The organism is Roseovarius sp. CAU 1744, from assembly GCF_039839345.1.
GTDB lineage: Bacteria > Pseudomonadota > Alphaproteobacteria > Rhodobacterales > Rhodobacteraceae > Roseovarius.
This window is the reverse complement of sequence record NZ_JBDOQV010000002.1, coordinates 136,500-161,412: the sequence shown is the minus strand read 5'-3', so window position 1 is coordinate 161,412 and position 24,913 is coordinate 136,500. Positions and strand designations below refer to the sequence as shown.

General features: G+C 62.2%; 25 protein-coding genes. 17 read left to right on the top strand and 8 right to left on the bottom strand.

Annotated elements, in window-relative coordinates; all coding sequences use genetic code 11:
- Position 1: 1 nt before the first annotated feature.
- Entirely contained in the window at positions 2–1,189 is a 1,188-nt protein-coding gene (locus AAFO92_RS04700; RefSeq protein ID WP_347533503.1) for an ABC transporter substrate-binding protein, read from the bottom strand.
- A gap of 125 nt (positions 1,190–1,314) precedes the next feature.
- Between AAFO92_RS04700 and pedF the strand changes: the two genes are divergently transcribed.
- Positions 1,315–1,998, top strand: a complete 684-nt coding sequence (pedF, locus tag AAFO92_RS04695; protein WP_347533502.1) for a cytochrome c-550 PedF — start codon at positions 1,315–1,317, stop codon at positions 1,996–1,998.
- Positions 1,999–2,012: 14 nt separating this feature from the next.
- Positions 2,013–2,915 (top strand): transporter substrate-binding domain-containing protein, encoded by a 903-nt coding sequence (locus AAFO92_RS04690; RefSeq protein ID WP_347533501.1) that lies wholly within the window; start codon positions 2,013–2,015, stop codon positions 2,913–2,915.
- On the opposite strand, the gene AAFO92_RS04685 is transcribed toward AAFO92_RS04690, so the two are convergent.
- Both AAFO92_RS04685 and AAFO92_RS04680 read right to left on the bottom strand, forming a co-directional pair.
- Entirely contained in the window at positions 2,912–3,817 is a 906-nt protein-coding gene (locus tag AAFO92_RS04685; RefSeq protein ID WP_347533500.1) for an FAD:protein FMN transferase, read from the bottom strand. The genes AAFO92_RS04690 and AAFO92_RS04685 overlap by 4 nt on opposite strands.
- Positions 3,814–5,889: a 4Fe-4S binding protein gene (locus tag AAFO92_RS04680; RefSeq protein WP_347533499.1), complete on the bottom strand. Its 2,076-nt coding sequence runs from the start codon at positions 5,887–5,889 to the stop codon at positions 3,814–3,816. Before AAFO92_RS04680 ends, AAFO92_RS04685 begins: the two co-directional genes overlap by 4 nt.
- A 187-nt stretch (positions 5,890–6,076) precedes the next feature.
- On the opposite strand from AAFO92_RS04680, the gene AAFO92_RS04675 reads away from it, so the two are divergent.
- From AAFO92_RS04675 to AAFO92_RS04665, 3 genes are all read left to right on the top strand, one after another.
- The gene (locus tag AAFO92_RS04675; protein WP_347533498.1) at positions 6,077–6,862 is read left to right on the top strand and encodes an SDR family oxidoreductase; all 786 of its coding nucleotides are present in this window, start codon (positions 6,077–6,079) and stop codon (positions 6,860–6,862) included.
- A 101-nt stretch (positions 6,863–6,963) separates the two neighbouring features.
- Positions 6,964–7,857: a fructose bisphosphate aldolase gene (locus AAFO92_RS04670; protein ID WP_347533497.1), complete on the top strand. Its 894-nt coding sequence runs from the start codon at positions 6,964–6,966 to the stop codon at positions 7,855–7,857.
- A gap of 204 nt (positions 7,858–8,061) precedes the next feature.
- Positions 8,062–9,417, top strand: coding sequence for a hypothetical protein (locus AAFO92_RS04665; RefSeq protein ID WP_347533496.1), 1,356 nt, complete (start codon positions 8,062–8,064; stop codon positions 9,415–9,417).
- Positions 9,418–9,578: 161 nt separating this feature from the next.
- On the opposite strand, the gene AAFO92_RS04660 is transcribed toward AAFO92_RS04665, so the two are convergent.
- A complete protein-coding gene (locus tag AAFO92_RS04660; RefSeq protein WP_347533495.1) occupies positions 9,579–11,210 on the bottom strand; it encodes an acyl-CoA dehydrogenase family protein in 1,632 nt (543 codons plus the stop codon).
- Positions 11,211–11,341: 131 nt separating this feature from the next.
- On the opposite strand from AAFO92_RS04660, the gene AAFO92_RS04655 reads away from it, so the two are divergent.
- The 6 genes from AAFO92_RS04655 to AAFO92_RS04630 all read left to right on the top strand — a co-directional run bounded on the left by AAFO92_RS04655 (position 11,342) and on the right by AAFO92_RS04630 (position 16,363).
- Positions 11,342–11,641 (top strand): septum formation initiator family protein, encoded by a 300-nt coding sequence (locus AAFO92_RS04655; protein ID WP_347533494.1) that lies wholly within the window; start codon positions 11,342–11,344, stop codon positions 11,639–11,641.
- 145 nt (positions 11,642–11,786) lie between these two features.
- Positions 11,787–12,800 carry a pyruvate dehydrogenase (acetyl-transferring) E1 component subunit alpha gene (gene pdhA, locus AAFO92_RS04650; RefSeq protein ID WP_347533493.1) on the top strand — a complete coding sequence of 338 codons (1,014 nt, stop codon included), beginning with the start codon at positions 11,787–11,789 and terminating at the stop codon, positions 12,798–12,800.
- Complete coding sequence (locus tag AAFO92_RS04645; RefSeq protein WP_347533492.1) at positions 12,800–13,195, top strand: VOC family protein; 396 nt, start codon at positions 12,800–12,802, stop codon at positions 13,193–13,195. The genes pdhA and AAFO92_RS04645 overlap by 1 nt, the downstream gene beginning before the upstream one ends.
- Before the next feature lie 2 nt (positions 13,196–13,197).
- The gene (locus AAFO92_RS04640) at positions 13,198–14,586 is read left to right on the top strand and encodes a pyruvate dehydrogenase complex E1 component subunit beta (RefSeq protein WP_347533491.1); all 1,389 of its coding nucleotides are present in this window, start codon (positions 13,198–13,200) and stop codon (positions 14,584–14,586) included.
- A 12-nt stretch (positions 14,587–14,598) separates the two neighbouring features.
- Positions 14,599–15,900, top strand: coding sequence for a pyruvate dehydrogenase complex dihydrolipoamide acetyltransferase (locus AAFO92_RS04635; RefSeq protein ID WP_347533490.1), 1,302 nt, complete (start codon positions 14,599–14,601; stop codon positions 15,898–15,900).
- A gap of 322 nt (positions 15,901–16,222) precedes the next feature.
- On the top strand, positions 16,223–16,363 hold the full coding sequence (locus AAFO92_RS04630) for a hypothetical protein (protein ID WP_347533489.1): 141 nt from the start codon (positions 16,223–16,225) through the stop codon (positions 16,361–16,363).
- Positions 16,364–16,480: 117 nt separating this feature from the next.
- Here the strand turns inward: AAFO92_RS04630 and cysE are convergent, their stop codons facing one another.
- Positions 16,481–17,308, bottom strand: a complete 828-nt coding sequence (gene cysE, locus AAFO92_RS04625) for a serine O-acetyltransferase (protein ID WP_347533488.1) — start codon at positions 17,306–17,308, stop codon at positions 16,481–16,483.
- An 84-nt stretch (positions 17,309–17,392) separates the two neighbouring features.
- Here cysE and AAFO92_RS04620 point away from each other — a divergent pair, with 84 nt between their 5' ends.
- Positions 17,393–17,731, top strand: coding sequence for a TraR/DksA C4-type zinc finger protein (locus AAFO92_RS04620; RefSeq protein WP_347533487.1), 339 nt, complete (start codon positions 17,393–17,395; stop codon positions 17,729–17,731).
- 2 nt (positions 17,732–17,733) lie between these two features.
- Here AAFO92_RS04620 and AAFO92_RS04615 read toward each other — a convergent pair whose 3' ends face one another.
- The 3 genes from AAFO92_RS04615 to AAFO92_RS04605 form a co-directional block, all read right to left on the bottom strand.
- Positions 17,734–20,244 carry a phage tail protein gene (locus tag AAFO92_RS04615; protein ID WP_347533486.1) on the bottom strand — a complete coding sequence of 837 codons (2,511 nt, stop codon included), beginning with the start codon at positions 20,242–20,244 and terminating at the stop codon, positions 17,734–17,736.
- A gap of 587 nt (positions 20,245–20,831) precedes the next feature.
- Positions 20,832–21,407: a YceI family protein gene (locus tag AAFO92_RS04610; protein WP_347533485.1), complete on the bottom strand. Its 576-nt coding sequence runs from the start codon at positions 21,405–21,407 to the stop codon at positions 20,832–20,834.
- A 117-nt stretch (positions 21,408–21,524) separates the two neighbouring features.
- The gene (locus AAFO92_RS04605) at positions 21,525–22,028 is read right to left on the bottom strand and encodes a hypothetical protein (protein WP_347533484.1); all 504 of its coding nucleotides are present in this window, start codon (positions 22,026–22,028) and stop codon (positions 21,525–21,527) included.
- Between the two features lie 243 nt (positions 22,029–22,271).
- Here AAFO92_RS04605 and rpsF point away from each other — a divergent pair, with 243 nt between their 5' ends.
- The 5 genes from rpsF to AAFO92_RS04580 all read left to right on the top strand — a co-directional run bounded on the left by rpsF (position 22,272) and on the right by AAFO92_RS04580 (position 24,872).
- Positions 22,272–22,625, top strand: coding sequence for a 30S ribosomal protein S6 (rpsF, locus tag AAFO92_RS04600; RefSeq protein ID WP_347533483.1), 354 nt, complete (start codon positions 22,272–22,274; stop codon positions 22,623–22,625).
- Positions 22,626–22,653: 28 nt separating this feature from the next.
- A complete protein-coding gene (gene rpsR, locus AAFO92_RS04595) occupies positions 22,654–22,881 on the top strand; it encodes a 30S ribosomal protein S18 (RefSeq protein ID WP_005982441.1) in 228 nt (75 codons plus the stop codon).
- 12 nt (positions 22,882–22,893) lie between these two features.
- Complete coding sequence (gene rplI / locus AAFO92_RS04590; protein ID WP_347533482.1) at positions 22,894–23,529, top strand: 50S ribosomal protein L9; 636 nt, start codon at positions 22,894–22,896, stop codon at positions 23,527–23,529.
- Positions 23,530–23,755: 226 nt separating this feature from the next.
- On the top strand, positions 23,756–24,136 hold the full coding sequence (locus AAFO92_RS04585) for a helix-turn-helix transcriptional regulator (RefSeq protein WP_347533861.1): 381 nt from the start codon (positions 23,756–23,758) through the stop codon (positions 24,134–24,136).
- A gap of 34 nt (positions 24,137–24,170) precedes the next feature.
- Positions 24,171–24,872, top strand: a complete 702-nt coding sequence (locus AAFO92_RS04580) for an autoinducer binding domain-containing protein (protein ID WP_347533860.1) — start codon at positions 24,171–24,173, stop codon at positions 24,870–24,872.
- Positions 24,873–24,913 lie beyond the last annotated feature (41 nt).

Sequence of the window (24,913 nt, the reverse complement as noted above, 5' to 3'; positions counted from 1 at the left end):
TTCAGTCCTCGAACTCTGTGCAGGCGGTTTCGGGGGCGTCGATCCCCAGCGTGTCCATCTCGTTACTCTGGTGCAGGAACCCTTCGAGCGGGGCCTGCGCCACCAATGCGCGGGGCGTCACCAGCGGGATCGGCTGGCGGAGCTGGCCATTCCACGGGCGGAAACTCATGGCCCTCCCCTTGAACCCGGCAAGCTCGAACCCGTCCGACACCAGGTATGCGCGAAGCGTTGCGGGGTCGTCAGAGCCGGTGCGCGTCACCGCCTCGCCCAGGGCCCGCACCGCGGCCCAGGCGGCATAGTCTGTCGACCGCATGTCCCGTCCCGTGGCCTCGGTGAACCGGCTCTGCAACTGGGCCGCACCCCATTGTTCGACCACCCGTGACCAGGCGACGGGCACGATGCCCACGGATCCGGCGACGGGGCGCGGCAGCCATGTGTTGTAGGGGATGTAGCGGGCGTAATCGTCGACCTCGTCCACCACCAGCAGCACGTCATGGTCCCCCAGATCCTGCATGAACAGTGGCACTTCCTGCGCGGCGTTGCGGCGCATGTCGGCTTCGAAGTTCCATGTTTTCGACGCGCCGATTTCCAGGCCAAATTTCCGTGCCGAGCGATGCAGCGCCTCTGCAAAACTCAGATCGGCGTCATGCGGACCCGAGACCATCGCCGGCGTGATCCAGCGCTTGTACTGGAGAAACTGCATCAGCGCGTCGGCACGCATCGCCACCGAGGGGATCGTATGGAAAAGATTGCCCCGGCACGCCGCATCGCGCAGCGCGGTGTCGGATGCCGAAACGTTGAACATGATCGCGCCTTCTGCCCCCGGCAGATCGGCAATTTCCAGAAGCACCGCCGCGGGGGCGTCGATAACCAGAAACCGGGTCTCCGCCAGCATCTGCGCCGCTGCTGCCGTCACATCCTCTCCCGGTGCGACGCGGACGATGTCGAGCGTGTAACTGTGGCCAAGGAACTGCCCCGTGGTCTGGTTGTCGGCAAGGCCAAGCTGGGCGCCCGCCGCGCCCAGATCATCCGGCACGGGGTCGAGATTCGACAGGACCGCAGGGCGTGCCACCTGCTGTTCCAGATAGCCGACGGACAAAGACACCTCGGCCAGCGCCGGTCCCGAAAGCATCAGGCACACAAGACAGATCATCCAGCGCATGGCCACGTTTCCTCCCTTTTCACTCATTTTATCGCCGGGCGCGGCCATTCAACATTCGACCAAAGTAGGGGCGCGGGTTGAACCAAGGTCGAATATGCCGGGCTTCCGTGGCGATGTAATCAGGGACAACAGCTGAAGTTGGAGGAGCAAGGATGCTGAGAACAATAGTCACGTCGGCCTATGTGATCGCGACGGCAACCGCGGCCTGGTCCCATGGCGATGTCGCGCCGCAGCCGGTCAACACCGATTCCCTGCCCGATGTCGGAGAGGACTGGCTGACCGAGAACCCCTATCGCGACGCCGGTGAAGAGGTATGGAAGGCGGCGATCGACATCGGCGATTCCGGCTATAACCAGAATTGCGCGCGCTGCCACGGGCTTGGTGGCGTGTCCGGCGGGCTTGCCCCGGACCTGCGCTATCTTGAGGCGGAAGAATACGGCGACGAATGGTATGTCGAACGGTTCCGCGTCGGCATGACCCAGAATGGGATCACCAAGATGCCGGCCTTCGGTGACCTTCTGGGTCAGAAGGCGGCCTGGGCGATCCGGACCTATATCGAAACCCGGCCCGATGACGGCGCGCTCGACGATCATAACGCGCGGCTGAAGGAAATTCGGGACCAGCTTGCCGAATGGGAAGGCGCATCGCCGGAAAATGGTGAGGTCGCAGCCGTGCAGGACGAGCTCAGCGAGATCGCGACGCAGATCGAAACCGGCTCGGGTGCGCCGGTCGCGGACAGCATCGCGCTGCGGGCGGCAGCGATGATCTCGGGCGAAGCGCCGCGATTTGCCGCCGCCGCGGAAACCCTTACAATCGGGCTCTCTGCCGCACGCTGAACCAAGGGGGCGACATGATCGCACGGCATCTGACCGCGTTCGTATTTGCCGCTTGCATCGCCTGCACCGGACAGGGTGCGCAGGCCAGATGCGAGGATCACGTACCGCAGCCCAAACCGCAAAATGCCTCGCGTGATATCGTGGGGGCGGATCTGGATACCATCGTCGAACGCGGCTATATCGAAATCGCCGCGTTCGAACGTTTCCCGCCCTGGTCCTATGAACAGAACGGTCAACCCGCCGGAGTAGATATCGAGATCGGCCGCCTGATCGCCGAGGAGCTGGGGGTGGAGCCGAGGTTCAACCTTGTCACCGCTGGCGAAAACCTCGATGAGGACCTGCGCAACTGGGTCTGGAAAGGCCCGATCATCGGCGGACGTGTCGCCAACGTGATGCTGCATGTGCCCTATGACAGCAACTATGCCTGCCGGGTCGAGCAGGTTGTATTTACGGGCCAGTACCATGTCGAGCAGGTGGCCATCGCCTACCGCAGGGACCTTTACCCCGACAGCGCCCCAGTTCCGGCCTATTTCCGCTATGACACGGTGGCCGTCCAGAACGATACGATTGCCGATTTCTACCTGACCAACCTGCTGGGTGCCGCGGCGCAGGACAAGATTAACCGCTACCCGACCGCCGCCGAGGCGATGACCGCGCTTGCCGAGGGCGAGACAGCCGCGGCAATGGGGCCGCTTTCGCAACTGGAACACGGGCTGACCGACGCGCTTGCGGTGCACACACCGCCGATGCCGGGCTTTGCGGTCGGGAACTGGACCCTGGGCGTGGCGGTGCATTTCGCCTACCGACCGCTGGCCTACAGCGTCGAGGACGCGATCTATCGCGGGATCGAAGACGGTCGAATTGCCCGGATCTTCGCCGATCACGGGTTAAGCTTTGCGCCGCCGGAAATACGCTAAAGCAGCCGCACGGTTCCCGCGTCGTCGACGAAAGTCACCCGCCTCACCTCGGGCAGGTGGCGAAGGATGGATTGCGCCTTGTCAAGCGGCGCAAGGCACAGCGCCGTCGACAGCCCGTCGGCAATGGTCGCGCTGCGGGCTTCGACGCTGACAGTGGACCAAAAGGCGCGCCCCGGTTCACCGAGCGGGTCAAGAATATGCGCGCGGCCATCAGCCAGCCGCAGCGCCGCCGGGCTGGAGGTTGCGATGGCGGTTTCGTGCAGCTCGCGGGTTGCGATCAGGCCATGCGCCGGATCGGCAATGCCAATGCGCCACGGGCCGCCCACGGCGGAAAACTCGCCGATATTGACCAGGATTTCGCTCAGCCCCTCGTCCCGCAGAAGGGCGCTGATCCGGTCGGTGGCATAGCCCTGGGCAATGCCGTTCAGGGTGAGCGCCTGCCGATACCCCAGCCGGATGCGCGCCGGATCGACCGTCACCCTGCCCCAGCCGATCTTGCGCCGTGCCCGCGCTGTATCCCCGCCCGCGGCCAGAGCCTGCCATAGCGGCTGGACCGTAGGGTCGAAGCGCCCGCCGGTAACCCGGTGCAATCGGGCGGCCTGGTTCAGCAGTGCCACCATTTCAGGCGGCGGGTGGTTGAGAATTCCGGTGCGGTTGAGGCGCGATAACGCGGATGCCGGATCATAGAGGCTGAAAAGCCCTTCGATGTGGCGCAGTTCCGCCGCGATCCGCGAAATCAGCCGCCCGAACCGCCCGACATCGGCGCTGAGCGTCACGCTGACCGCCGCCCCAAGCGCATGGCCGCGCCATGTGCGCTGCCCGGCACGCGGGCCGGCGCGCGCGCCGGAGCTGCAAAGTGCCGCTGCCGCCGAGATGGCAAGGAATCGTCTGCGCGCGATCATTCCGCCGCTACCTCCTTGTTCGCCCGCCGCCCAGCCAGCACCAGGGGCACGCAGCGGCTGGAATCCTCGTAGATCGTTACGCAGTCAAGGCATTGGAAACACTCGGAATAATCTATCTTGCCGCGCGGGTCGATCGCCCCGTATTTACACTTTACCTTGCAAAGCTGGCAGGGGCTGCCGCATTCCGCGCGCCGGTCGATCCAGTCCCGCCCCCGCAGCAGCCCTCCGATCGCCATGAAGGCGCCCAGGGGACAGACATAGCGGCAGAAACCCTTGAACAGGATTAGGCCGAGGATCAGCCAAAACGCGGCGTAAAACACATAATACCACTCGCGCACGAAAAACACGGTGATCGCGGTCTTGAAGGGCTCGATCTCTGCCGCGGTATCGACATGGTTCGGGGCCACGAAAGCCGTGGCGACCAGCCCCGCGAGCAGCGGGTATTTCACAAGCTTCAGACGCCGGTCCCAGCGGTCCAACGGCACGATCTGGGGCAGGCGAAGCCATCTGCCCGCATGGTGCATGAACTCCTGCATCGCGCCGAAGGGGCAGAGCCAGCCGCAGAAGAACCCGCGCCCCCAGAGCACAAGGCCGAGGATCGCAGCCCCCCAGACCAACAGTGAAAACGGATCGTAGAGCAGATAGGCAAAGCTGCCGCCCTCAACCCCCGTGCGCAACGTCGCCAGAACGGTGACGATGGACAATTGCCCCTGCCCCGACCAGCCCACGAAGGCGATGACGAAGCCAAGCACGGCGAGCCGGATCGGCGTAAAACCTCTGAGCATGGCAAAACGGGTCATACCGGCCAGCAGCGCCGCCCCCAGAAGGGTCAGGAACACCGCCAGCACGACCAGATCGGAAAACCGGTTCCGAATTGCCTCGCGCCACGGCGGCGCGGGCTCAATCGTGTCTTCGCGCAGGAAGAATCTTTCGTCCGTCTCGTGAACGGCCTCGAAGATCACGCTGCCGATTTCGGGGTGGAACATGCCGTGTTCCCGTACCGCCTGCACCTGCAAGACCCATGCACGCGCCGGATCAAAGCCAAGCCGCCTGTCGGTCCGCACGATCATCGCGGTGCCGCCGGGAACGCCATCGGCAAGCTCAACCAGCAGATCGGCGTCGCGCAGGGCTATGGGCAGCCCCCCCTGTTCCAGATAGATGCGGTCGGGCGCGGTGTTGCGGACGAAATCCCCGGACACCAGCCCGTGCCGCCCCCCGTCGATCAGCAGGATCGGTTCCATCTCGGGCGAGATTTCAAGGAACCTTTGCAGTTCGGCATAGGTGCTCTTGGACAGGGCGGCGCGCGCGATGGAGCGCGGACCGACATCCACGATCCAGAGATCGAGGTAGTTTTCGGCCGGTGCGGCGCTGGCGTCGGGGTCGTCATCGGCCCAGATCGTACCTGCAAACGCGGTATCCACTTCGGCATTGGTAACGGTCTTGCGCGTTGCCAGCCCCTGCGCCACCAGATCCTGCCATGTCAGGTCGACCTCATACGCCGGATCAGGCCGCGCCGCGGATCCTGCAGACAGGCCCTGCATTTTCTCACGCGCCACCGCCAGCGTCGCCGCAAGGATCGATTCATGCGCGATACGCACGCTTGCGGTCGCCTTGGTGACCCCGTCGAGATAGACCAGCGACGACCCTCCGCCGCCATCGCCATAGGGCGTGCCGACAACGATCGACGACGAAATCGAAAGCCCCGCATATTGCTCGAAAAACGCGTGGAACGGTGCCTCGCCGAGGCCCGAGACGAAAATCGGCTCGTTGTGTTCGATCAGCCGGACGTCGATGAACCGCCCCTCGGGATCGAGCATCACGAACACGTTGATCGTCGCGCCGGAGAAACCGGGCAAGGGTGCAAGCTCTCCGGTTTCGAAAACGTATCCGGCCTCCGCCCCGCCGGAGTTCAGCAGCGTCCAGACGCCTTTGTCATTCACCTGATCGCCAAGCGAATAGGGCGGGACGACAAAGCCCGAGATCTGCGCACGGCTCATCGGCTCCGCCCAGACGGAGACCGCCTGAAGCAGCACCAGCGCCAGCGAGGCGAGATACGTCCTGAGCGCGTTCATGGACGAATGGTAGACGCTGCAAGCCGGACGCAATATTCGACGTTGGTCGGATATCGGACAGTCCGGCGCCGAAGGCCCTGCGGGCATTTGGGGCGAAAAACTGACCGATCCGGCTTGCGCTTTGACCGGTCATCGCTTGTCTCTCGCCCCGACACCGCCCTATCTTGTCCCCAGATGAAAGGGAGACGTGAATTTGCAAAGCTGGACATTGATCACCGGGGCGTCCGAGGGGCTGGGGGTGGAATTTGCCCGCATCGCGGCGGCCGAGGGGCGCAACCTGATCCTGACCGCCCGGTCGGAGGAAAAGATGAACGCCCTCGCGCAGGAATTGCGCGGCGACGCCGGCGATGTCGTGGTGATCCCGGCAGACCTGAATGACCCGGGTGAAGCCGAGCGCCTCTGGCAGCAGGCCACCGACGGCCGCCGGATCGACATGCTGGTCAATAATGCCGGGCTCGGCTCGCACGGCGATTTCGCCGACGGGCAGAACTGGATACGCGAGCTGACCTCGATCAACGTCAACATCACTGCGCTCAGCCTGCTGATGAAAAAGGCCATCCCGCATATGCAGGCAGGCGGCGGCGGGCGGATCATGAACGTCGCCTCGGTCGCCGGGTTCATGCCCGGCCCGAACATGGCGGTCTATCATGCGACCAAGGCCTATGTGCTGTCTCTCTCCGAAGCGGCGGCAGAAGAGCTGCGCGGCACCGGCGTGACAGTCACCGCCGTCTGCCCCGGCGCCACCGCAACCGCGTTCTTCGATGCCGCCGACATGCACGGTGTCGGCCTGCTGAAGCTCTCCAGACCGATGTCGGCCCGGCGCGTGGCCGAGATCGGCTGGGCGGCCACGCTCAGGGGGCGACGGGTCGTGGTAACCGGGATGCTGAACAAGCTCCTCGCCTTCAGCCCCCGCATCTCGCCGCGGCGCGTCACCAGCTTCGTGACGGGCAAGATCATGGGCAAGGGGTTTTAATCCGCGCAGCAGGGCTTGTTAGCGCCACCACAATTGCAACACCTGGCCGCGTCGCCTATTAGCCGCAGGCAGGTATAAATGATTTAGAGACAGGGACAGACATGTCGAAAGATGCACAGCGCAAACAGATGAGTTCGGGTAAGGGTTTCGTGGCCGCGCTGGACCAGTCCGGCGGTTCTACCCCTAAGGCGCTGAAGCTTTATGGCGTGGAAGAAGGCGCCTATGGCTCGGATGCCGAAATGTTCGACCTGATCCATGCCATGCGCTCGCGCATCGCGCAGTCCCCTGCCTTCAGCGGTGACAAAGTTGTCGGGGCGATCCTGTTCGAGATGACGATGGACCGGCAGATCGGCGGCAAGCCCTCGGCCACCTATCTGTGGGAAGACCGCGGCGTCGTGCCGTTCCTCAAGGTCGACAAGGGGCTTGCGGACGAGGCCAACGGCGTGCGCCTGATGAAGCCGATGCCCGATCTGGACGCGCTGCTGGAACGCGCCAATGCGGCGGGAATTTTCGGCACCAAGATGCGCTCGGTCATCGACGCGGCCTCACCGCGGGGGATCGCCGCCAACGTGGCGCAGCAATTCGAGGTGGGGCACCAGATCCTGGGTCACGGGCTGGTGCCGATCATCGAACCCGAGGTGACGATCTCGATCGCCGACAAGGCCCAGGCCGAGGACCTGCTGCTGGCCGAGATCGCCACGCATCTGGACGCCCTGCCCGCGGGCAAGGAGGTGATGCTGAAACTCACCCTGCCCGAGACCGCCAACCTCTACAAACCGCTGATCGATCATCCGCGCGTCATGCGCGTGGTGGCCCTTTCGGGCGGCTATTCGCGCGACGAGGCCAACGCCCGCCTCAGCCGGAACACCGGCATGATCGCCAGCTTCTCACGCGCCCTGACCGAGGGGCTGTCCGCGAACCAGTCCGACGCCGAATTCGATGCAATGCTGGCCGAGACCATCGACAGCATCTACCAGGCATCGGTCGCCGGGTAAGACAACAAAGACATCCGGGTCAGTCAGGCCTTTGGAAACCGGTGCGTTGTCTCGCGACGGCGACTACACGCAGCACGACGGCTCTGAGTCCATAGTCCGGAATGCTGCGGTGTGCATCAATGTCGGCTCGGTCGCTTCGCGTTTGACTTACTCGCGAGGTCTGCAATAGTCTTATCATTCGTACAGGTGAGGAGTGACCAGCGCATGAAGTTTTCGTGCTTGACGATGGTGGTTTTCCTTGGGTTGTTCTTGATGAACTTCGGGCCGAATGATGCCAAGGCACAATCTACGGAGCTGAGCGGAAATCGCCTTGTCGCGGCTGACGTCTTCGATCCCCGGTTGCCTCACATGCGCGTCTATGTTGATAACGATCCGTGCGCCAGCAAAGCGCAAGGAATGGAAGTGGTTGCTTCTGTTCAACGATACGCGGACGCTACGAGTGCTATTGCGATTCAGGCCGCGGCAAACTCTGCGAACCAGAAGTATCTGACCTCACTTAGGCCGGCTTGCTGGAACCTTCTGAAATCGCCCTTCTCTATGAAGTTAACGATCTTGTTTGACGGCATTCCGGTCCTCTTGGCCGATATAGGAGCCGAGCCATCGTCCGGCCGACCGCTTCCGATCGTTAAAGTGCGTGCAACAACCGAGCTTGCTAGACCAGAGTCGACCCACACCGAACTCGGCACTATTCTGACGGATTACTTTTCAAAGTTTGGTGCCTTGAACAAGCAGATGAACCCGGATCTGGACGTAGAGGCCGCAATCGAAGAGGCCGAGCGTTTGGAGGCCACACATCCGAGGCATGCTGAAATCCTGGGCAACATGAGCGTACGTCTCTACGAGGCCGCGCAAGACCATCCGCTGGAGCAAAGCGCAGAAACCAAAGAGAAATTGCAATCCTTATCAATGGCAGGGAGCGGTTCAGCTTCAAACCGCATCCTCAGAAATCACTACTTCGAGCTCTACGACATCGCCCGAGCGGTGCGCGACGAACTGGATCTTTCGCCAGAGTTGCAAAAGGTTTGGTCAGCCGTCTATCCAGCTTATGTTGAGGGGTTGCAATACGGGTCCTTCGCTTCGCACGATGTTCAGCAGGCGCTGATCATTGCCGGAGCGCGGATCACGCCTAACGGCTTCGAATACGAGGTATATGACGGGCCACGGCTTGAAGATGTGGAGCGCGGCCTGACAACAGCTGCTCAGAACGCCGGGACGATAGGAGCGATATTCACGTTTGGTCGTTTTGCGGAATATGAGAACCAGCACTTCTCGTGCGACGGAAAGTGGTGCGATATCGGCGCGAACAATGCGAAATGGCGCTTAATCTCGCAGGGGCGTCCAGTTTGCGTGCCGAGCAATGATGAGAGCGCTCAATGTCGCTTTCCCTGGAGGATTAACGTTCAACTCGACACTCAAGTTTTCGGTGGTCCCAGGAACCCCTACCAGAGAATGATGACAAACATGAACGCCGCGGAGTGGTTTCCGGGCGAGGCAACATTTCGCAAGTCTGGTGGCCGTTGGAACATGGTTGGCATGCCGACTTTGGAGAATCCCAACTGACTGAAGAGTGACGTGTTCCAGTGCCAATGAACCGCGTTCGTTTGTACAAAAGTACCCTTAGTTTATTCCGTGAACAAACATTAGCGCTGACGCAGCCAAAAATCGCTTCGTCCACAAAGCGGACATAACAGCAATTTTCATCTTGGTCTGCCCCGCTGCAATCAGCTTTCAACTTGGCCAAGCCTTGTCAGAATAGCCGCCTGATCGACGTTGCCGATGGCGCCCGCCGTGCGGCCGCGCTCGCCCGCCAGCCGGGTCGTGACGTAGGCCTCGGCCACCACCGCCGGGGCGGTGCGGATCAGGACCGAGGCGGTCAGCAGCGTGGCCAGGCTCTCGACATACCAGCGCGCCTGGCCTTCATCCGGCAATTTCGGGAACCGCTGCATATGCGCCTTGACCGCCAAGTCGTAGCGGCGGAACTGCCCGGCGGCATCCCCCAGCTCCTCGCTCAGGGCCTCACCGGCCAGCGGTTCGCGTTTCAGGGTGCGCAGCAAGTCCAGGCAGATCACGTTGCCAGAGCCCTCCCAGATCGAATTGAGCGGCGCCTCGCGGTAAAGCAGCGGCAGGCCGGTTTCCTCGACATAACCCGCGCCGCCTATCACCTCCATCGCCTCGTAGACCAAATTCGGACAGAGCTTGTTGCCCAGATACTTGGCCAGCGCCACCGCCAGGCGGGAAAAGGCCCGGTCACGCTCGGATGTGCCATCGAAGGCGCGCGCCACATGCAGGCCAAGCGCCAGCGTCCCCTCCCAATCCAGCGCCAGGTCGGCCAGCACGCTGCGCATCAGCGGCTGATCGATCAGCTTGCGCTGAAAGGCCGCGCGATGGCTGGCCCAGTATTGCGCCCGGTCCAGCGCTGCACGCATCAGCCCCGCCGGGGCCATCGCTGTATCCAGCCGGGTGTGGTGCACCATCTCGATGATCGTGCGCACCCCGTCGCCTTCATCGCCCAGCCGGTGGGCCAGCGCGCCATGGTATTCGATCTCGGCCGAGGCGTTGGACCGATTGCCCAGCTTGTCCTTGAGCCGCTGGATATGGATCGCGTTGCGCGTCCCCTCGGGCCAGCGCGGCACCAGGAAACAGGTCAGCCCGCCCGGCGCCTGCGCCAGGGTCAGGAACCCGTCGGACATCGGCGCGGAACAGAACCACTTGTGCCCGGTCAGCCGGTAATCCTGCCCGTCCCTTTCGGCGCGGGTGGTATTCGCGCGAATGTCCGAGCCGCCCTGCTTTTCCGTCATCGCCATGCCCAGCGTCGCCCCCGGCTTGCGCGCAAGCGGTTTGGCGGCCCCGTCATAGACCCGCGCCGTAAGCTTGGGCACCCAGCGGTCGAACAACGCCCGGTCTGCCTGCAGGGCGGGCACGGCGGCATAGGTCATCGTCATCGGGCAGCAGATACCCGGCTCCACCTGGCTGGTCAGATAGACCATCGCCGCATGGGTCGCATGACCGCCCGCGCGCCCCTCCCACGCGATGGCGGAATAGCCGGCGCCGATGCCCATCTGCATCAACTGGTGATAGGCCGGCGAATAACGCACCTCGTCCAGGCGCCTTCCGCCCGGATCGAACGAGACCAGTTCGGGCAGGTGCCGGTTTGCGGCCAATGCGGCCTCGGCCGTGCTCTGCCGGCCCAGTTTTTTCCCGTAACCCGCCAGGTGATCGGCATCCGCGCCCGCCGCGGCGCCGTGGCAGATCAGCGCCGGATCGCGCGCCCACAAATCCAGATCCCCGCGCGCGGCCGGCTGGTTGGTGACCTCATGCGTGGCCAGGAAACTGCGCGGCGTTGATTGTGGCATATGGGTTTCTCCTTTTGCGGTATTCCTAGCGTGGTTCCGCCGGTCAAAGAAAGGGGATTCACAAAGCGAAACAGATATGTAATGGTGCGCTCAGATCGCCCGTCAGAGGCGGCACGAGAGGCAGAGCATACATGACAACCCGCGCAAAACCGGCACTGGGCACGCTGACATATTTCTTTGTCGCGTTTGGCCTCTGCGTCTATTTCACCTTTGCCGCCGTTCAGGGGGATTACGGCCTGTTTCGCCGGGCCGAGATCGACGCCGAGAGCAAGGCGCTCCGGGCACAGCTTGACAGCCTGAGCGCGCAGGTTTCGCGGATGGAGAACCTGACCCGCCGGCTGTCGGACGATTTTCTGGATGTCGACCTGCTGGATCAGCAGGCGCGCGACGTGCTGGGCCTGTTGCGCAGCGACGAGATCGTGATCCGCTAGGCGCTAGGCGGCCACACGCCGATTTCCCACGCGACGGACACCACTAGCGCGGCAGGCGCAGATTCACCCTCGTCAGCAGCACACATATGGTGTATTAAAATGGTTTAATGCTAAACTATTATTTCGGACAAGGAGTTGCCCACCCATGGCCGCCAAGAAAACCACAAAAAAACCAAATGTTTCTGCAGACGAGCTAAAGAAATTCTACAGCGATATGTTGCTGATCCGGCGATTCGAGGAAAAGGCCGGCCAGCTTTACGGCATGGGTCTGATCGGCGGGTTCTGCCATCTCTATATCGGGCAAGAGGCGGTTGTTGTCGGGCTTGAGGCCGCCACCAAGGAAGGCGACAAGCGCATCACCACCTACCGCGATCACGGCCACATGCTGGCCTGCGGCATGAACCCCGATGGCGTGATGGCCGAACTGACCGGGCGCGAGGGCGGCTATTCCCGCGGCAAGGGCGGATCGATGCACATGTTCTCGACCGACAAGCATTTCTATGGCGGGCACGGCATCGTCGGCGCCAACGTACCCCTGGGCGCGGGCCTGGCATTTTCCGACAAGTACAAGGGCAACGACAACGTCACTTTCACCTATTTCGGTGATGGCGCGGCCAACCAGGGCCAGGTCTACGAGACGTTCAACATGGCGGCGCTGTGGGAACTGCCGGTGATCTTCGTCATCGAGAACAATCAGTATGCGATGGGCACCTCGCAGAAACGCTCGACCTCGACCCCAGATATCTACACCCGCGGCGAGGCGTTCGGCATCCCCGGAGAGGCCGTGGACGGCATGGATGTGCTGGCGGTGAAAGAGGCCGGCGACAAGGCCGTGGCCCACTGCCGCGCCGGCAAGGGGCCCTACATTCTCGAGGTCAAGACCTATCGCTACCGCGGCCACTCGATGTCGGACCCGGCCAAGTACCGGACCCGCGAAGAGGTGCAGAAGATGCGCGAGGAGAAGGACGCCATCGAACATGTGCGCGACCTGCTTCTGTCGGGCAAACACGCCAGCGAGGACGATCTCAAGACCATCGACAAGGAGATCAAGAGCATCGTCAACAAGTCGGCCGATTTCGCCAAGGACAGCCCGGAACCCGATACCGACGAATTGTGGACCGACATCATCACCGACGAAGCCCCGCAGGAAATGGCGTGATGGCCGCCCATTTCGAGATACACGTGAACGACGTGGCGCGCGCCAAGCGTTTCTATGGCGATGTCCTGGGCTGGCGCTTTGCCGCGATGGACGAGGCGGGCGGCGACGAGATCGAATACCACCTTGTCGATGCGGACGGCATCGGCGACGGACACGCCTTGACTGGCGGGCTGATGCGGCGGATGGGGGACGGCCCCGCGCCCGGCGGTCCCATTCGCGGCTGCACCCTGACTTTCGCCGTCGCCGACGTGGACGCGACATACGCAAAAGCCCTTGAAAACGGCGGCGCCGAGGCGCTGCCCCCGACAGATTATCCCGGCATCGGCCGCGCCGCCTATTGCGAGGACGGCGAAGGCAACGTCTTTGGGATCATTACGACTGCAGGAGAACGCTGATTATGCCAAATGAAATTCTGATGCCCGCCCTGTCTCCGACAATGGAAGAAGGCACGCTGGCCAAGTGGCTGGTCAAGGAAGGCGATACGGTCAGTTCCGGCGACATCATGGCCGAGATCGAGACCGACAAGGCCACGATGGAATTCGAAGCCGTCGATGAGGGCACGATCGGCAAGATCCTCGTCGAGGAGGGCACCGAAGGCGTCAAGGTCAACACCCCCATCGCCGTGCTGCTGGAGGAAGGCGAAAGCGCCGATGACATCGGTGATACCAGCGCCGCACCCGCCGAGGGCGGCAGCGATGACAGCGGCGATAGCGAAAAATCGGCCAAGGCGACCCCGGCCGAGGCCAAGCCCGCCCCCGAGGCGCCTCAGCCCGACACCAGCCCCGACTGGCCCGAGGGCACCGAGATGCAGAAGATGACCGTGCGCGAGGCGCTGAACTCGGCCATGGCCGAGGAAATGCGCCGCGACGACAATGTCTTTGTGATGGGCGAGGAAGTGGCCGAATACCAGGGCGCCTACAAGATCACCCAGAACCTGCTGGAGGAATTCGGCGCCAAGCGGGTGATCGACACGCCGATCACCGAACATGGCTTTGCCGGGATCGGCGTCGGCGCCTCCTGGGGCGGTCTTCGCCCGATTGTCGAGTTCATGACCTGGAACTTCGCCATGCAGGCGATCGACCAGATCATCAACTCCGCCGCCAAGACGCTCTACATGTCCGGCGGCCAGATGGGCAGCCCGATCGTTTTCCGCGGCCCGAACGGTGCCGCCGCCCGCGTCGGCGCCCAGCACTCCCAGGACTATGCCGCCTGGTATGCGCAGGTGCCCGGCCTCAAGGTCGTGCAGCCCTATTCCGCGGCCGATGCCAAGGGCCTGCTGAAATCCGCGATCCGCGATCCCAACCCGGTCGTGTTCCTGGAAAACGAGATCCTCTACGGCAAGTCCTTCGAAGTGCCCAAGCTGGATGATTTCACCATCCCCTTCGGTAAGGCCAAGGTCTGGCGCGAGGGATCGGACGTCACCATCGTCAGCTTCGGCATCGGCATGACATACGCGCTTGAGGCCGCCGACAAGCTGGCCGAGGACGGGGTGAGCGCAGAGGTGATCGACCTGCGCACGCTGCGCCCGCTGGACTATGACACCGTGATCGCAAGCGTGATGAAGACCAACCGCTGCGTCACCGTCGAAGAGGGCTGGCCCGTGGCGTCGATTGGCAACCACATCACCGCCACGCTGATGGAACGCGCCTTCGATTATCTCGATGCGCCGGTCATCAACTGCACCGGCAAGGATGTGCCCATGCCCTACGCCGCCAATCTCGAGAAACTGGCGCTGACCTCGACCGCCGAGGTGCTCGAGGCCGTCAAGCAAGTAACTTACCGGTAAGGAGACAAGGCTATGCCCACAGAAATTCTCATGCCCGCCCTGTCTCCGACGATGGAAGAAGGCACGCTGGCCAAATGGCTGGTCAAGGAAGGCGATACCGTCAGCTCGGGCGACCTGCTGGCCGAAATCGAAACAGACAAGGCCACAATGGAGTTCGAGGCCGTGGATGAAGGCACCGTCGGCAAGATCCTCGTCGACGAAGGCACCGAAGGGGTCAAGGTCAACACCCCGATCGCCGTGCTGCTGGACGACGGCGAAAGCGCCGATGACATCGGTGATACCAGCGCCCCGTCGAAACCCGCGCCGGAGGCCGACAAGGCCGACGCGGGCGCCGAGGAGGCAGCCCCTGCTGCCGCCGAGAAGCCCGCACCCGCCGCACCGAAAGCCGCAAGCGGGGACCGGATCTTTGCCTCGCCGCTGGCACGCCGCATTGCCGCCGACAAGGGGCTGGACCTGAGCCAGATCAAGGGCTCCGGCCCGCATGGACGGATCGTCAAGGCGGATGTGGAAAGTGCCAAGCCGGGGGCGAAACCGGCCCCCGCCGCCGCCACCGACGCGCCCAGGGCCGCCCCTGCCCCGTCCGGCCCCTCCGGCGATGCGGTCGCCGCGATGTACCAGGGCCGCGAATACGAAGAGGTCAAGCTGGACGGGATGCGCAAGACCATCGCCGCACGCCTGACCGAGGCCAAGCAGACAGTGCCGCATTTCTACCTGCGCCGCGACATCAAGCTGGATGCGCTGCTGAAATTCCGCGGCCAGCTCAACAAGCAGCTCGAGGGCCGCGGCGTCAAGCTCAGTGTCAACGATTTCATCATCAAGGCCTGCGCACTAGCGCTGCAGGCGGTGCCCGATGCCAATGCGGTCTGGGCCGGTGACAAGGTGCTGAAGCTCAAGCCGTCGGACGTGGCCGTCGCCGTGGCGATCGAGGGCGGCCTGTTCACGCCGGTCCTGAAAGATGCCGAGATGAAATCGCTTTCGGCCCTGTCGGCCGAGATGAAGGATCTCGCCGCCCGCGCCCGTGACCGCAAGCTGGCGCCGGAGGAATACCAGGGCGGCAGCTTTGCCATCTCGAATCTGGGCATGTTCGGCATCGATAATTTCGACGCGGTGATCAACCCGCCGCACGGGGCGATCCTGGCCGTCGGCGGCGGCAAGAAGAAACCCGTCGTCGGCGATGATGGCGAGCTGACGGTGGCCACGGTCATGTCGGTGACGCTGAGCGTCGATCACCGGGTGATCGACGGCGCGCTTGGCGCAGAACTGCTGGAACAGATCGTGCAAAACCTGGAAAACCCGATGGTGATGCTGGCCTGACACCAATAGCGCCGCCGTTACTCGGTGTAAGGTAACGGCGGCGCTTCCCAACGCGGCGCGAGCCGGGCGATTCCGGTCCTGATATACGGGAAGTCGACAGTCATCGACGCGCGGCGACATTGAACGCCGGCGCGTTCGCGCCGCGCCCGTCGCGGGCTATCCCTATATTAATCTTTTTTCTCAATAATTTGCCCAGGCTTGTTATCGGATAACAGCCCATCACCGGCCGCTTGTTTTTGAATGACACGCCGGTTCCGCCTCATATCGGGGTGACGATGCGCACTTTCGCGCAGAGGCTGCAAACAGATCAGGGATGACAGACATGAAGACCGTTTTTCTTTCCAGTATCGCGGTAGTGGGCCTGCTCATACAGGTGCCGCATGTATTGACCGCGTCCCATTCAGACGAAACGCAACTGTTCCTGGCCGCGCCACAGATCGCAGTTTACGCGCTCGACCAGTGACATTACATCTGTCAGGGCCCTGAACGGGATTTCGAGCGCCCTAGAACCGCAGAGCATGAAAAAGCCCCCGTAGCGCGTTGACTTACGAGGGCTTTTTTGCGGGTCCGATTTTCCTAGCTAGGCCTGGCCGTCGGATGCGGGCGTCATCTGCAGCAACTGGTCCATGGTCAACGACGGCTGATCGCATCCCGCCTCGCCCACAACCTTCGCCGGGATGCCGGCCACGGTCTTGCACGGCGGCACCTCCTGCAGCACCACCGAGCCCGCGGCGATGCGGCTGCAATTGCCCACGCGGATATTGCCCAGCACCTTGGCGCCGGCGCCGATCAGCACGCCATTACCGATCTTGGGATGGCGGTCTTCTTCTTCCTTGCCGGTCCCGCCCAGCGTAACCGAATGCAGCATCGACACGTTGTCGCCCACCACCGCGGTCTCGCCGATCACGATGGAATGGGCATGGTCGATCATGATCCCCTTGCCGATCCGGGCGGCGGGGTGAATGTCGACGCCGAATACTTCCGAGCAGCGCATCTGGAAGAACCGCGCCAGATCCCTGCGGCCCTGGTTCCACAGCCAGTGTGCCACGCGATAGGCCTGTATCGCCTGGAAACCCTTGAAATAAAGCATCGGCTGGATGAACCGGTCGCAGGCCGGGTCACGATCGTTCACCGCGACGATATCGGCGCGCGCTGACAGCGCGATTTCGGGATCCGTGGCCATTGCCTCGTCACAGATTTCACGCAGGATCTGCTCGGACATCTCGGTCGAGGCCAGTTTCAGCGAAATCCGGTAGGACAGCGCCGATTCAATGGATTTGTGGTGCAGAATGCTGGAATGCACCAGCCCGCCCAATAGCGGCTCATCCTCGACCGCGTCCTGCGCCTCGGTAATGATCTGTGCCCAAACCGGGTCGAGCGATGTCAATTTTGCGCGTGTTTCAACCATGTTCAGGCTCCTTTGGCAGACCTTGACTATACCAGATAGGTAGGAATGGTAAAATGCAAAGCTGTGATTGCGGAGATAACGAAAATGAATGAGCGCCGGCAGGCCCGTTTTCGAGAGCTGATCCAGTCCCGCCTGGCAGAAATCGAGCGGGAGGATGCCCTGGGAGAGGCCGGACAGGCCACGGTTGAACTGGATCAGCAGGCCGTTGGACGCCTCAGCCGGATGGACGCCCTGCAATCCCAGGCCATGGCCAAGGCGCAGGCCGCCCGCCGCCAGATCGAAAGAACCCGCCTGACCGCGGCACTGGCCCGGATGGCCGAGGACGAATACGGCTATTGCGAAGATTGCGGCGAGCCGATCGCGGCAGCGAGGCTCGAACTCGATCCCGCCACCACCAGATGTATCGGCTGCGCCAGCGGATAGCGTCAGATGCTTTGCGCCAGAACCGCAAACCGTCCCGCACCGAAACTGGCCGATACCTGCGCTACTTCCAGCCTGAACGCTCCGCTCAGGCCATCCGCCGCCTGCTGCGCGGCGGTGTAGGTCCAGTTCGGCGCATCCAGCATTTCCTCGCGCAGCTGCGTTTCCCCCTGCATGATCCGCAACAGGTAACGCTCGCTCTCCTCGCCCAGGGGAATCTCGGGCGTATCCCACCTGTCCCCGCCGATACGGGTGCGGCGAATCCAGCCATAGCTCAGATCGCCCCCCGACCCTGCCGTGACGCGCAGATGCGCCGGGCGATACGGTCGCAATCCGACCCCTTCGAAACTCAGCTCGCCGTGCTGATAGGCCGGGTCATCCAGCGGCCGGTCCGCCGGCCCGACGCGGTAATGGCGCGACAGGCCCCGCTTGGCTTCGGCCAGCGATAGCTGGGTGGCCGATCCATCCAGCCGCACCACGAAGGAACCCGCGGGCCAGGCACCCTCACGAGTGAACTCGGTTCCCAGCTGACCACGCAAGCGGTGACGCAGGATATAGGTATCCTCGGCGATCAATTCGGCATCGCGGAATTGAAACAGCTCCCACCCATCCGGCGTGCCGTCACCGATCGCGCACAGGTTGGCCCCGGCCAGAAACGCATCGTCGACCACGCTTTCCATCGTGCCGAACCGCATCTTCACGACCAGCCCGGCGCCATGATCCACCAACCCGGGGCCAAAGGGGGCAAGCTCGGATTCAGTGATGCCGACCGGCGCACGTGCGGTCACGATCTGGTTGAGCTGGTATTCCGCGTCTATGTCCGAGGAAAAGATCGCCGCCGCCCCCGGCCAGGGGTCGGCCATCATCGCCACATGCGGCGCGTGCGGCACCTCTTCACCCGTCAGCAGCGGCAGATCGAGAAACAGCGGCGTGACCGGAACGGGCGGCGTGAACGGCCGCATCGTGGGCACGATCTCCTCGATGTCGATCGGGCGATAGCTTTCGGGTTCGATGCGGACCCCTTCGACCCGCTGGGCGTTGCCCATCCGCTCCACCCGGTCAACCCGGAACAGGCCACCGCCATCGGCCGCATCCAGCTTCAGAACGTCGCCCGCGCCAAGCTCCATCCGCGACGGCGGCAGGGTCAGGCGCACCGTGTCCGACGACACCCGCGCCTCGGCCAGCCAGCGCTCGACCGTCTGGCGGCCTTCGGCGCGGGTCAGGCAGACCGGCATTTCCGAATGCGAGATGCCCTTGGTTTCCTCATCGGGCAATATGGCCTCTTCGGCCAGCACTTCGAACTGGTTGTCCGCCCCCACGAAACGCAACCTCACCCGCCCCGGCAGTTCAGCCGCGCCGCCACGGGCGGCCTCGATCACGCCGTCGCTTTCCGGGTCACGCACCAGTTGATCGCGGGCAAGTGTCACCGTGGCCTTGCCATCCCGCAAACGGCATTGCAATTTGCCGCCGCGCTCCACCGCGTCGAACCCGGCACAGAGCATCAGGGGCTGCAGCGCGCCGCGCGCCTCGCCCGTCTGATCCACCGTGTAGCCCCGCACCAGCCCATGCAGCCTGGACGTATCCAGATGGCTCAATCCGCTCTTGCCGCAGATCTCCTCGACAACCGATGCCAGCGTGCGCGAGGACATTCGCCCGTTCAGCCAATGCCCCCGGGCATAGTTCTCCCCATCGGACCAGAGCTTGCGATTGTTGGGGAAATACGGAAACGGGCGCGTGTCCCAGGCCCAGGCATAGGCGTGATCCATGTCCAGCATCGCCTCGCCATATTCGGCTGACACAGGATTGTTCGCGGGATCGCCCCAATACCCTACCATCGCGCGGAGATATTGCAGCTGCATCAACTCGTCCCGCCGTCCGGTCGAAAATTTCGGCAGGCTCGACTCCGACGATTTGGCGTCGAGGAACTTGTTGGGCTGATTGGCGCCCTTGTCCACCGCAGCGCAGCCGAATTCATCCACCCAGGCACCGTCAAACTGCGGCCCGCGCAGGCTTTCGGGGTCATGCGCGGAAAACGCCTGCGCTGTCGCGCCATTGGGCCAGACCAACCGCTTGCGCGTGGCCTGCCAGTCGGGCCTGCGGTCCGGCGGCGAACACGCAAGGATGCCGCTTTCGCCGAAAATCATCACCTCGCGCACCTGGTCGATGGTTTCCCCGACCAACGCCAGGCGGCGGCTCCGGCCCGGATCAAGCGGACGGGATCCCTCGACCTGGCTGCGGACCCATTCCGATCCGGCCCGCGTCTTGCCCGCGCCGCGACCGCCCATGCAGATCCAGCTGCGCCAGTTTCCTTCTGGCGGCAGTTGATGCTCCATCGCCCAGAAATCGAACATGTAGGGCAGTGCCAGAAGCTCTCCCTCACCCAGACTGCTTAGAAACTCTTCCTGGGCATCGGGCCCTTCTGAGACGATCCAGTCTGCATCCGATTGACGCGCGGGCCGCGTCGAAGTCGAGTGCGTAGTCTTGGACAATGCCTTTTTCGCGCTTGTTTCGTTCATTGAGTTTAGCCTCCGCTTCAATTGCTATTTTCAACCACTGCCTGATGTCTGAGATCACGCGGGTTGAGTTCTTTAATTCTTCCAGATCGCCCGCACGTATTTTCTCCTGGAGAAGCTCCAGGTCGGCTCTCATGTCGTTGAGCTGCTGCTCAAGCGACGTGATCGAAGTACTGAGCCCGGTTGGAGCCTCATCGAGCGTAATCAATGTCATGCGACCATCACCTTTTGTCAGGTTTGCAATGCTTTGCCCCTCCGCATCCCAAGGAAGGCAACCAGCCCGGGGCATGCCCTCCGTTGGTCTTCATCCCTGCCAGCATGACGCCAATACTCACCGACGTCGGGGCAAACCTGACGATAAATTGCTATTGAAATGTAGGCGCCGGGCCCGGCACGTTAACCTGTTGTTAACGGTCTCGGGCCGGGGCACGTCTGCTCGGGTGCCAGCGCGCGGACAGCGCAGAAATAGACCGCCCGCTCGGCATCGCGAACCGGCAGCAACCCGATCTGTAACCGGGTCACTGCGAAGCAACAAAAAAAGGCCACCTGCGTCCATGCAGATGGCCCGTATTCCGTGAGTGGTTTTTGTCTTACTCGGCCAGACCAGCCTCGATCGAGATCATCACCTCGACCTCGTCGCTGACATGGGGCGCAAATTTCCCAACGCCGAAATCCGTCCGCTTCAACGTGGTCGTCGCGTCAAACCCGGCCCAGGGCTGTCCCTCTTTCATCGGGTGCCCCATGGTCTGGTTCAGCTTGGCATCCAGCACCACCGATTTGGTCACACCGTTCATCGACAGATCGCCGGTAATCTTGGCGGTGTTATCGCCCGTCACCTCGATTCCGGTCGACGTGAACGTGACAAGATCGCCATCTGCGGCGCCAAAGAAATCATCGGACATGAAATGCGCCTCGCGATCTTCCCAGCCGGTAAACATCGACTTTACCGGCATGGATACCGAGACACTGGAATTGGCGGGATCGTCCTGGTCGAACATGATCTCGCCTTCAAAGCCCGAAAACATGCCATAGGTCGTCGAATAGCCCAAATGGTTGTAGGAAAACACAACCTGGCTGTGACTGGGATCTATCGAATACTTTTCAGGCGCCGCGAAGGCGCTGCTCGCGCCAATGGCAAGGGCGGCTGCAAGAAGGGTGGATTTCATCTGTTTCTCCATTGAGGGTCACGAAAATGTCAATGGATACAGATTTGGCGCGCCACACGCGCAAGACAACTGGTGGTTATTCAACAATATGTGTGGATCAGCGAACAGTTGCCAGTATCAGGCCACCTGGGCAAGCGCCGACCGGATCGCGTTTTCGGCTGCGATATTGCGGATCGGCACGGATATGATCTGATGTCCGTTGGCGTCACGGGCGGTCAGGTGGCAATCTTTCAGCGTGATTTCCGAAAGTTCGTTCAGGTTGTAATCACCTGCAACATACGCAGCGCCCCTATTGTCGATCTCGATGATGCGCAATTGCCGCGTCTTGGAATCCAGATGGATTTCCGGCTCGGCATGGCGCGCGTCCAGGGCGCTGACAAACAACATGCCCAGAACCAGCATCGATATCGAAAACACCAGCTTGACCAGCTGCATCGCGGTGTCGCCTTCGTCGACCGGAACAATCCAGACGCCCAGCGCAGCCAGCAGCGCCACAACCCCCAGCCCGGCAAGAAGCGCCCGTTTGACCGGGGTCGCACTGCTGGTTTCCTCGATCAGAACAGGTTTGCCGGACCGCTTGATCGGGGTCTCCGGCATATGCGTATCGGGTAGGGCTACCATGATCCTGTCCTCACCTTTCTGTTGCCCCATCTTCCGAAGGAAAAACGACTAGAATGCGGCATGATGTGGACCATTCTCTGCCTCGGCAGGCCGCTTGGTCTTGGGCCTTGCGCACAAGGGCAAAGCATCGTATACGCGCCCATCCTTTCGCAGGAAATGCTGAACCGCGCAGTCTCTCGTGGACGGGTCGCGAAAGGGAACTGGCCCGCCTTTGAAATGCGCCTTGATAGAAGTGGAGCGACCATGCCGCTATATGAGCATGTAATGATCGCGCGTCAGGACCTGTCCAACGCGCAGGCCGAAGGGCTGATCGAACATTTTGGCACCGTGCTGTCCGACAACGGCGGCAAGCTCGTCGAGAACGAGTACTGGGGCGTCAAGACAATGGCGTACAAGATCAACAAGAACCGCAAGGGCCACTACGCCTTCCTGAAGACCGATGCGCCCGCCGCCGCGGTACAGGAAATGGAGCGCCTGATGCGTCTGCATGACGACGTGATGCGCGTCCTGACCATCAAGGTCGACGAGCACGAGGAAGGCCCCTCGGTCCAGATGCAGAAACGCGAAGAACGTGGCGAACGCCGCGAGCGTCGCTGACGAACGCCTGAAGAAAGGACGATAACCCATGGCTGCAAAACCATTTTTCCGCCGCCGCAAGGTCTGCCCCTTCTCGGGCGACAATGCACCCAAGATCGATTACAAGGACACGCGCCTGCTGCAACGCTACATTTCCGAGCGCGGCAAGATCGTGCCTTCGCGTATCACTGCGGTTTCGGCCAAGAAGCAACGTGAACTGGCCCGCGCCATCAAGCGTGCCCGCTTCCTGGCGCTGCTGCCCTACGCCGTCAAGTAAGGAGAGAGCGACATGCAAGTTATCCTGCTGGAACGCGTGGCCAAACTGGGCCAGATGGGCGACGTGGTCGACGTCAAACCCGGCTACGCCCGCAACTACCTTCTGCTGCAGGGCAAGGCCCTGACCGCGTCGAAGGAAAATATCGAAGCTTTCGAGGGCCAGAAGGCCCAGCTCGAAGCACGCAACCTGGAATCCAAGAAAGAAGCCGAAGATCTGGCATCGAAGCTCGACGGACAACAGTTCATCGTGATTCGTCAGGCCTCGGACGGCGGCAACCTCTACGGCTCCGTCAGCACCCGCGACGCGGCCACTGTCGCCACCGAAGAGGGTTTCTCGATCGACCGCAAGCAGATCCTGATCCGCCAGCCGATCAAGGAACTGGGTCTGCACGAGGTCGAGGTGCACCTGCACCCCGAGGTCGAGGCTTCCATCACCCTGAACGTCGCGCGCTCTCCCGAAGAGGCCGAGCTTCAGGCATCCGGCAAGACCATCCAGGAAGCCGCCGCCGAGGAAGAGGAGGCCGCCGATTTCGAAATCGCGGAACTCTTTGACGACATCGGCGCCGCCACTTCGGAAGACGAAGATCTGGCGGAAGCTGTCGAGGACGTGCTCCCCGACACTGATGAAGCTGAAGACGACGACCGCTGATCCACCGGACCCAGGACTTAAAGACATAAAACCGCGCGCCGCACCGGTCGCGCGGTTTTTTTCGTTTCGATCACCGATACTTTATCTCGCATTACCTGCATTTTTTACGTCTGCGGGTCGACAACTTTGACGCGACCATGCTACCTTTCTACCATAACGGTATTTGTTGCAAAAAAATCTGCTAATAGCGGATGATGGTGTCGTGGTATGGAAGGATAACTGGGGTATGAACGGAATTGACTCTTCTGTCGGTCAACGCATCAGACAGCGTCGTAAGCTGCTTGGCCTGTCGCAAACCGAACTGGCCGTGCGGATCGGCGTAAAGTTTCAGCAGGTGCAGAAATACGAGACCGGCGTAAACCGCGTTGCTGCGTCGCGTCTCTGGAAGATCGCCGAAACGCTGAAAGTTCCAATAACCTATTTCTTCGAAGACTTGGAATTGCCCGGGTTCGAAGACGACAAGGTACAAGCCAGCGGTGACGATCCGTCGCTGCCGGAAACATCCGAGATGATAAAGATTTTCAATCGCTTGCCACCGGCGCAAAAGATGGCGATGAGCTCTTTCCTGCAATCTCTTGACACGGTCGGCGGTTCCGACGGCAACTGACAGGAGCGCGACCCCATTGGTAGATACGGACCTGATGGATCATTTTGACCTCAGTTTTGTCCCGGAGCGCGAGGATCCGTTCAAAGACCTCTTGCTGAGAATGCGCGAGAAATACGGGCTGGATCACGTGGCCTATGCTGGATTCAATCCGATGAGCGGCACGACTCACGGCCATGTCACCTATGATGACGAATGGACCCGGCATTATGCCAGCCAGGGATTGTTCAGGATCGACCCCACCTTGCTTCAGGCACAGCGAAGCGTGGCGCCGGTGGACTGGCAACGGCTGGAACATGATGAGAATTTCAGGACCGTGTTTCGCGAGGCCCATGATTTCGGCATCACCGACACCGGGATGACAATCCCCGTACGTGGCCCTTACGGCGACGTTGGCGGCCTGAGCGTGACAAGCGATCTGCCCGCGGACGACTGGCGCAAGTTGAAACGGCATATCATCACCGAACTCCAGCAGGTCGCCGCCAATGTGCATGACCTGGTGATGCAGTCCAACCCGCTGATGCGCGCCCTCTCCTCACCGCAATTGTCGACCCGCGAGGTCGAGATCCTGCAATGGACTGCGGCGGGCAAATCGCAACAGGATATCGGCGATATCCTGTCCATCTCGCACCGCACGGTCGAGGTGCATCTGCGTTCGTCGCGGCAGAAACTTCATGCGCTCACCACGACCCAGGCCGTTGGCCGCGCCATAGCCCTTGGCATCGTCTATCCCGGCTAAGTCCGCAAAAAGCCAGGTAGCGCCTTCGTGAACACGCCTAC

Excerpts from the sequence above, each read along its gene's own strand:
- AAFO92_RS04700 (WP_347533503.1), bottom strand. The coding sequence starts at position 1,189 with ATGAGTGAAAAGGGAGGAAACGTGGCCATGCGCTGGATGATCTGTCTT.
- pedF (WP_347533502.1), top strand. The coding sequence starts at position 1,315 with ATGCTGAGAACAATAGTCACGTCGGCCTATGTGATCGCGACGGCAACC.
- AAFO92_RS04690 (WP_347533501.1), top strand. The coding sequence starts at position 2,013 with ATGATCGCACGGCATCTGACCGCGTTCGTATTTGCCGCTTGCATCGCC.
- AAFO92_RS04685 (WP_347533500.1), bottom strand. The coding sequence starts at position 3,817 with ATGATCGCGCGCAGACGATTCCTTGCCATCTCGGCGGCAGCGGCACTT.
- AAFO92_RS04680 (WP_347533499.1), bottom strand. The coding sequence starts at position 5,889 with ATGAACGCGCTCAGGACGTATCTCGCCTCGCTGGCGCTGGTGCTGCTT.
- AAFO92_RS04670 (WP_347533497.1), top strand. The coding sequence starts at position 6,964 with ATGTCGAAAGATGCACAGCGCAAACAGATGAGTTCGGGTAAGGGTTTC.
- AAFO92_RS04665 (WP_347533496.1), top strand. The coding sequence starts at position 8,062 with ATGAAGTTTTCGTGCTTGACGATGGTGGTTTTCCTTGGGTTGTTCTTG.
- AAFO92_RS04660 (WP_347533495.1), bottom strand. The coding sequence starts at position 11,210 with ATGCCACAATCAACGCCGCGCAGTTTCCTGGCCACGCATGAGGTCACC.
- AAFO92_RS04655 (WP_347533494.1), top strand. The coding sequence starts at position 11,342 with ATGACAACCCGCGCAAAACCGGCACTGGGCACGCTGACATATTTCTTT.
- pdhA (WP_347533493.1), top strand. The coding sequence starts at position 11,787 with ATGGCCGCCAAGAAAACCACAAAAAAACCAAATGTTTCTGCAGACGAG.
- AAFO92_RS04645 (WP_347533492.1), top strand. The coding sequence starts at position 12,800 with ATGGCCGCCCATTTCGAGATACACGTGAACGACGTGGCGCGCGCCAAG.
- AAFO92_RS04640 (WP_347533491.1), top strand. The coding sequence starts at position 13,198 with ATGCCAAATGAAATTCTGATGCCCGCCCTGTCTCCGACAATGGAAGAA.
- AAFO92_RS04635 (WP_347533490.1), top strand. The coding sequence starts at position 14,599 with ATGCCCACAGAAATTCTCATGCCCGCCCTGTCTCCGACGATGGAAGAA.
- AAFO92_RS04630 (WP_347533489.1), top strand. The coding sequence starts at position 16,223 with ATGAAGACCGTTTTTCTTTCCAGTATCGCGGTAGTGGGCCTGCTCATA.
- cysE (WP_347533488.1), bottom strand. The coding sequence starts at position 17,308 with ATGGTTGAAACACGCGCAAAATTGACATCGCTCGACCCGGTTTGGGCA.
- AAFO92_RS04620 (WP_347533487.1), top strand. The coding sequence starts at position 17,393 with ATGAATGAGCGCCGGCAGGCCCGTTTTCGAGAGCTGATCCAGTCCCGC.
- AAFO92_RS04615 (WP_347533486.1), bottom strand. The coding sequence starts at position 20,244 with ATGAACGAAACAAGCGCGAAAAAGGCATTGTCCAAGACTACGCACTCG.
- AAFO92_RS04610 (WP_347533485.1), bottom strand. The coding sequence starts at position 21,407 with ATGAAATCCACCCTTCTTGCAGCCGCCCTTGCCATTGGCGCGAGCAGC.
- AAFO92_RS04605 (WP_347533484.1), bottom strand. The coding sequence starts at position 22,028 with ATGGTAGCCCTACCCGATACGCATATGCCGGAGACCCCGATCAAGCGG.
- rpsF (WP_347533483.1), top strand. The coding sequence starts at position 22,272 with ATGCCGCTATATGAGCATGTAATGATCGCGCGTCAGGACCTGTCCAAC.
- rpsR (WP_005982441.1), top strand. The coding sequence starts at position 22,654 with ATGGCTGCAAAACCATTTTTCCGCCGCCGCAAGGTCTGCCCCTTCTCG.
- rplI (WP_347533482.1), top strand. The coding sequence starts at position 22,894 with ATGCAAGTTATCCTGCTGGAACGCGTGGCCAAACTGGGCCAGATGGGC.
- AAFO92_RS04585 (WP_347533861.1), top strand. The coding sequence starts at position 23,756 with ATGAACGGAATTGACTCTTCTGTCGGTCAACGCATCAGACAGCGTCGT.
- AAFO92_RS04580 (WP_347533860.1), top strand. The coding sequence starts at position 24,171 with ATGGATCATTTTGACCTCAGTTTTGTCCCGGAGCGCGAGGATCCGTTC.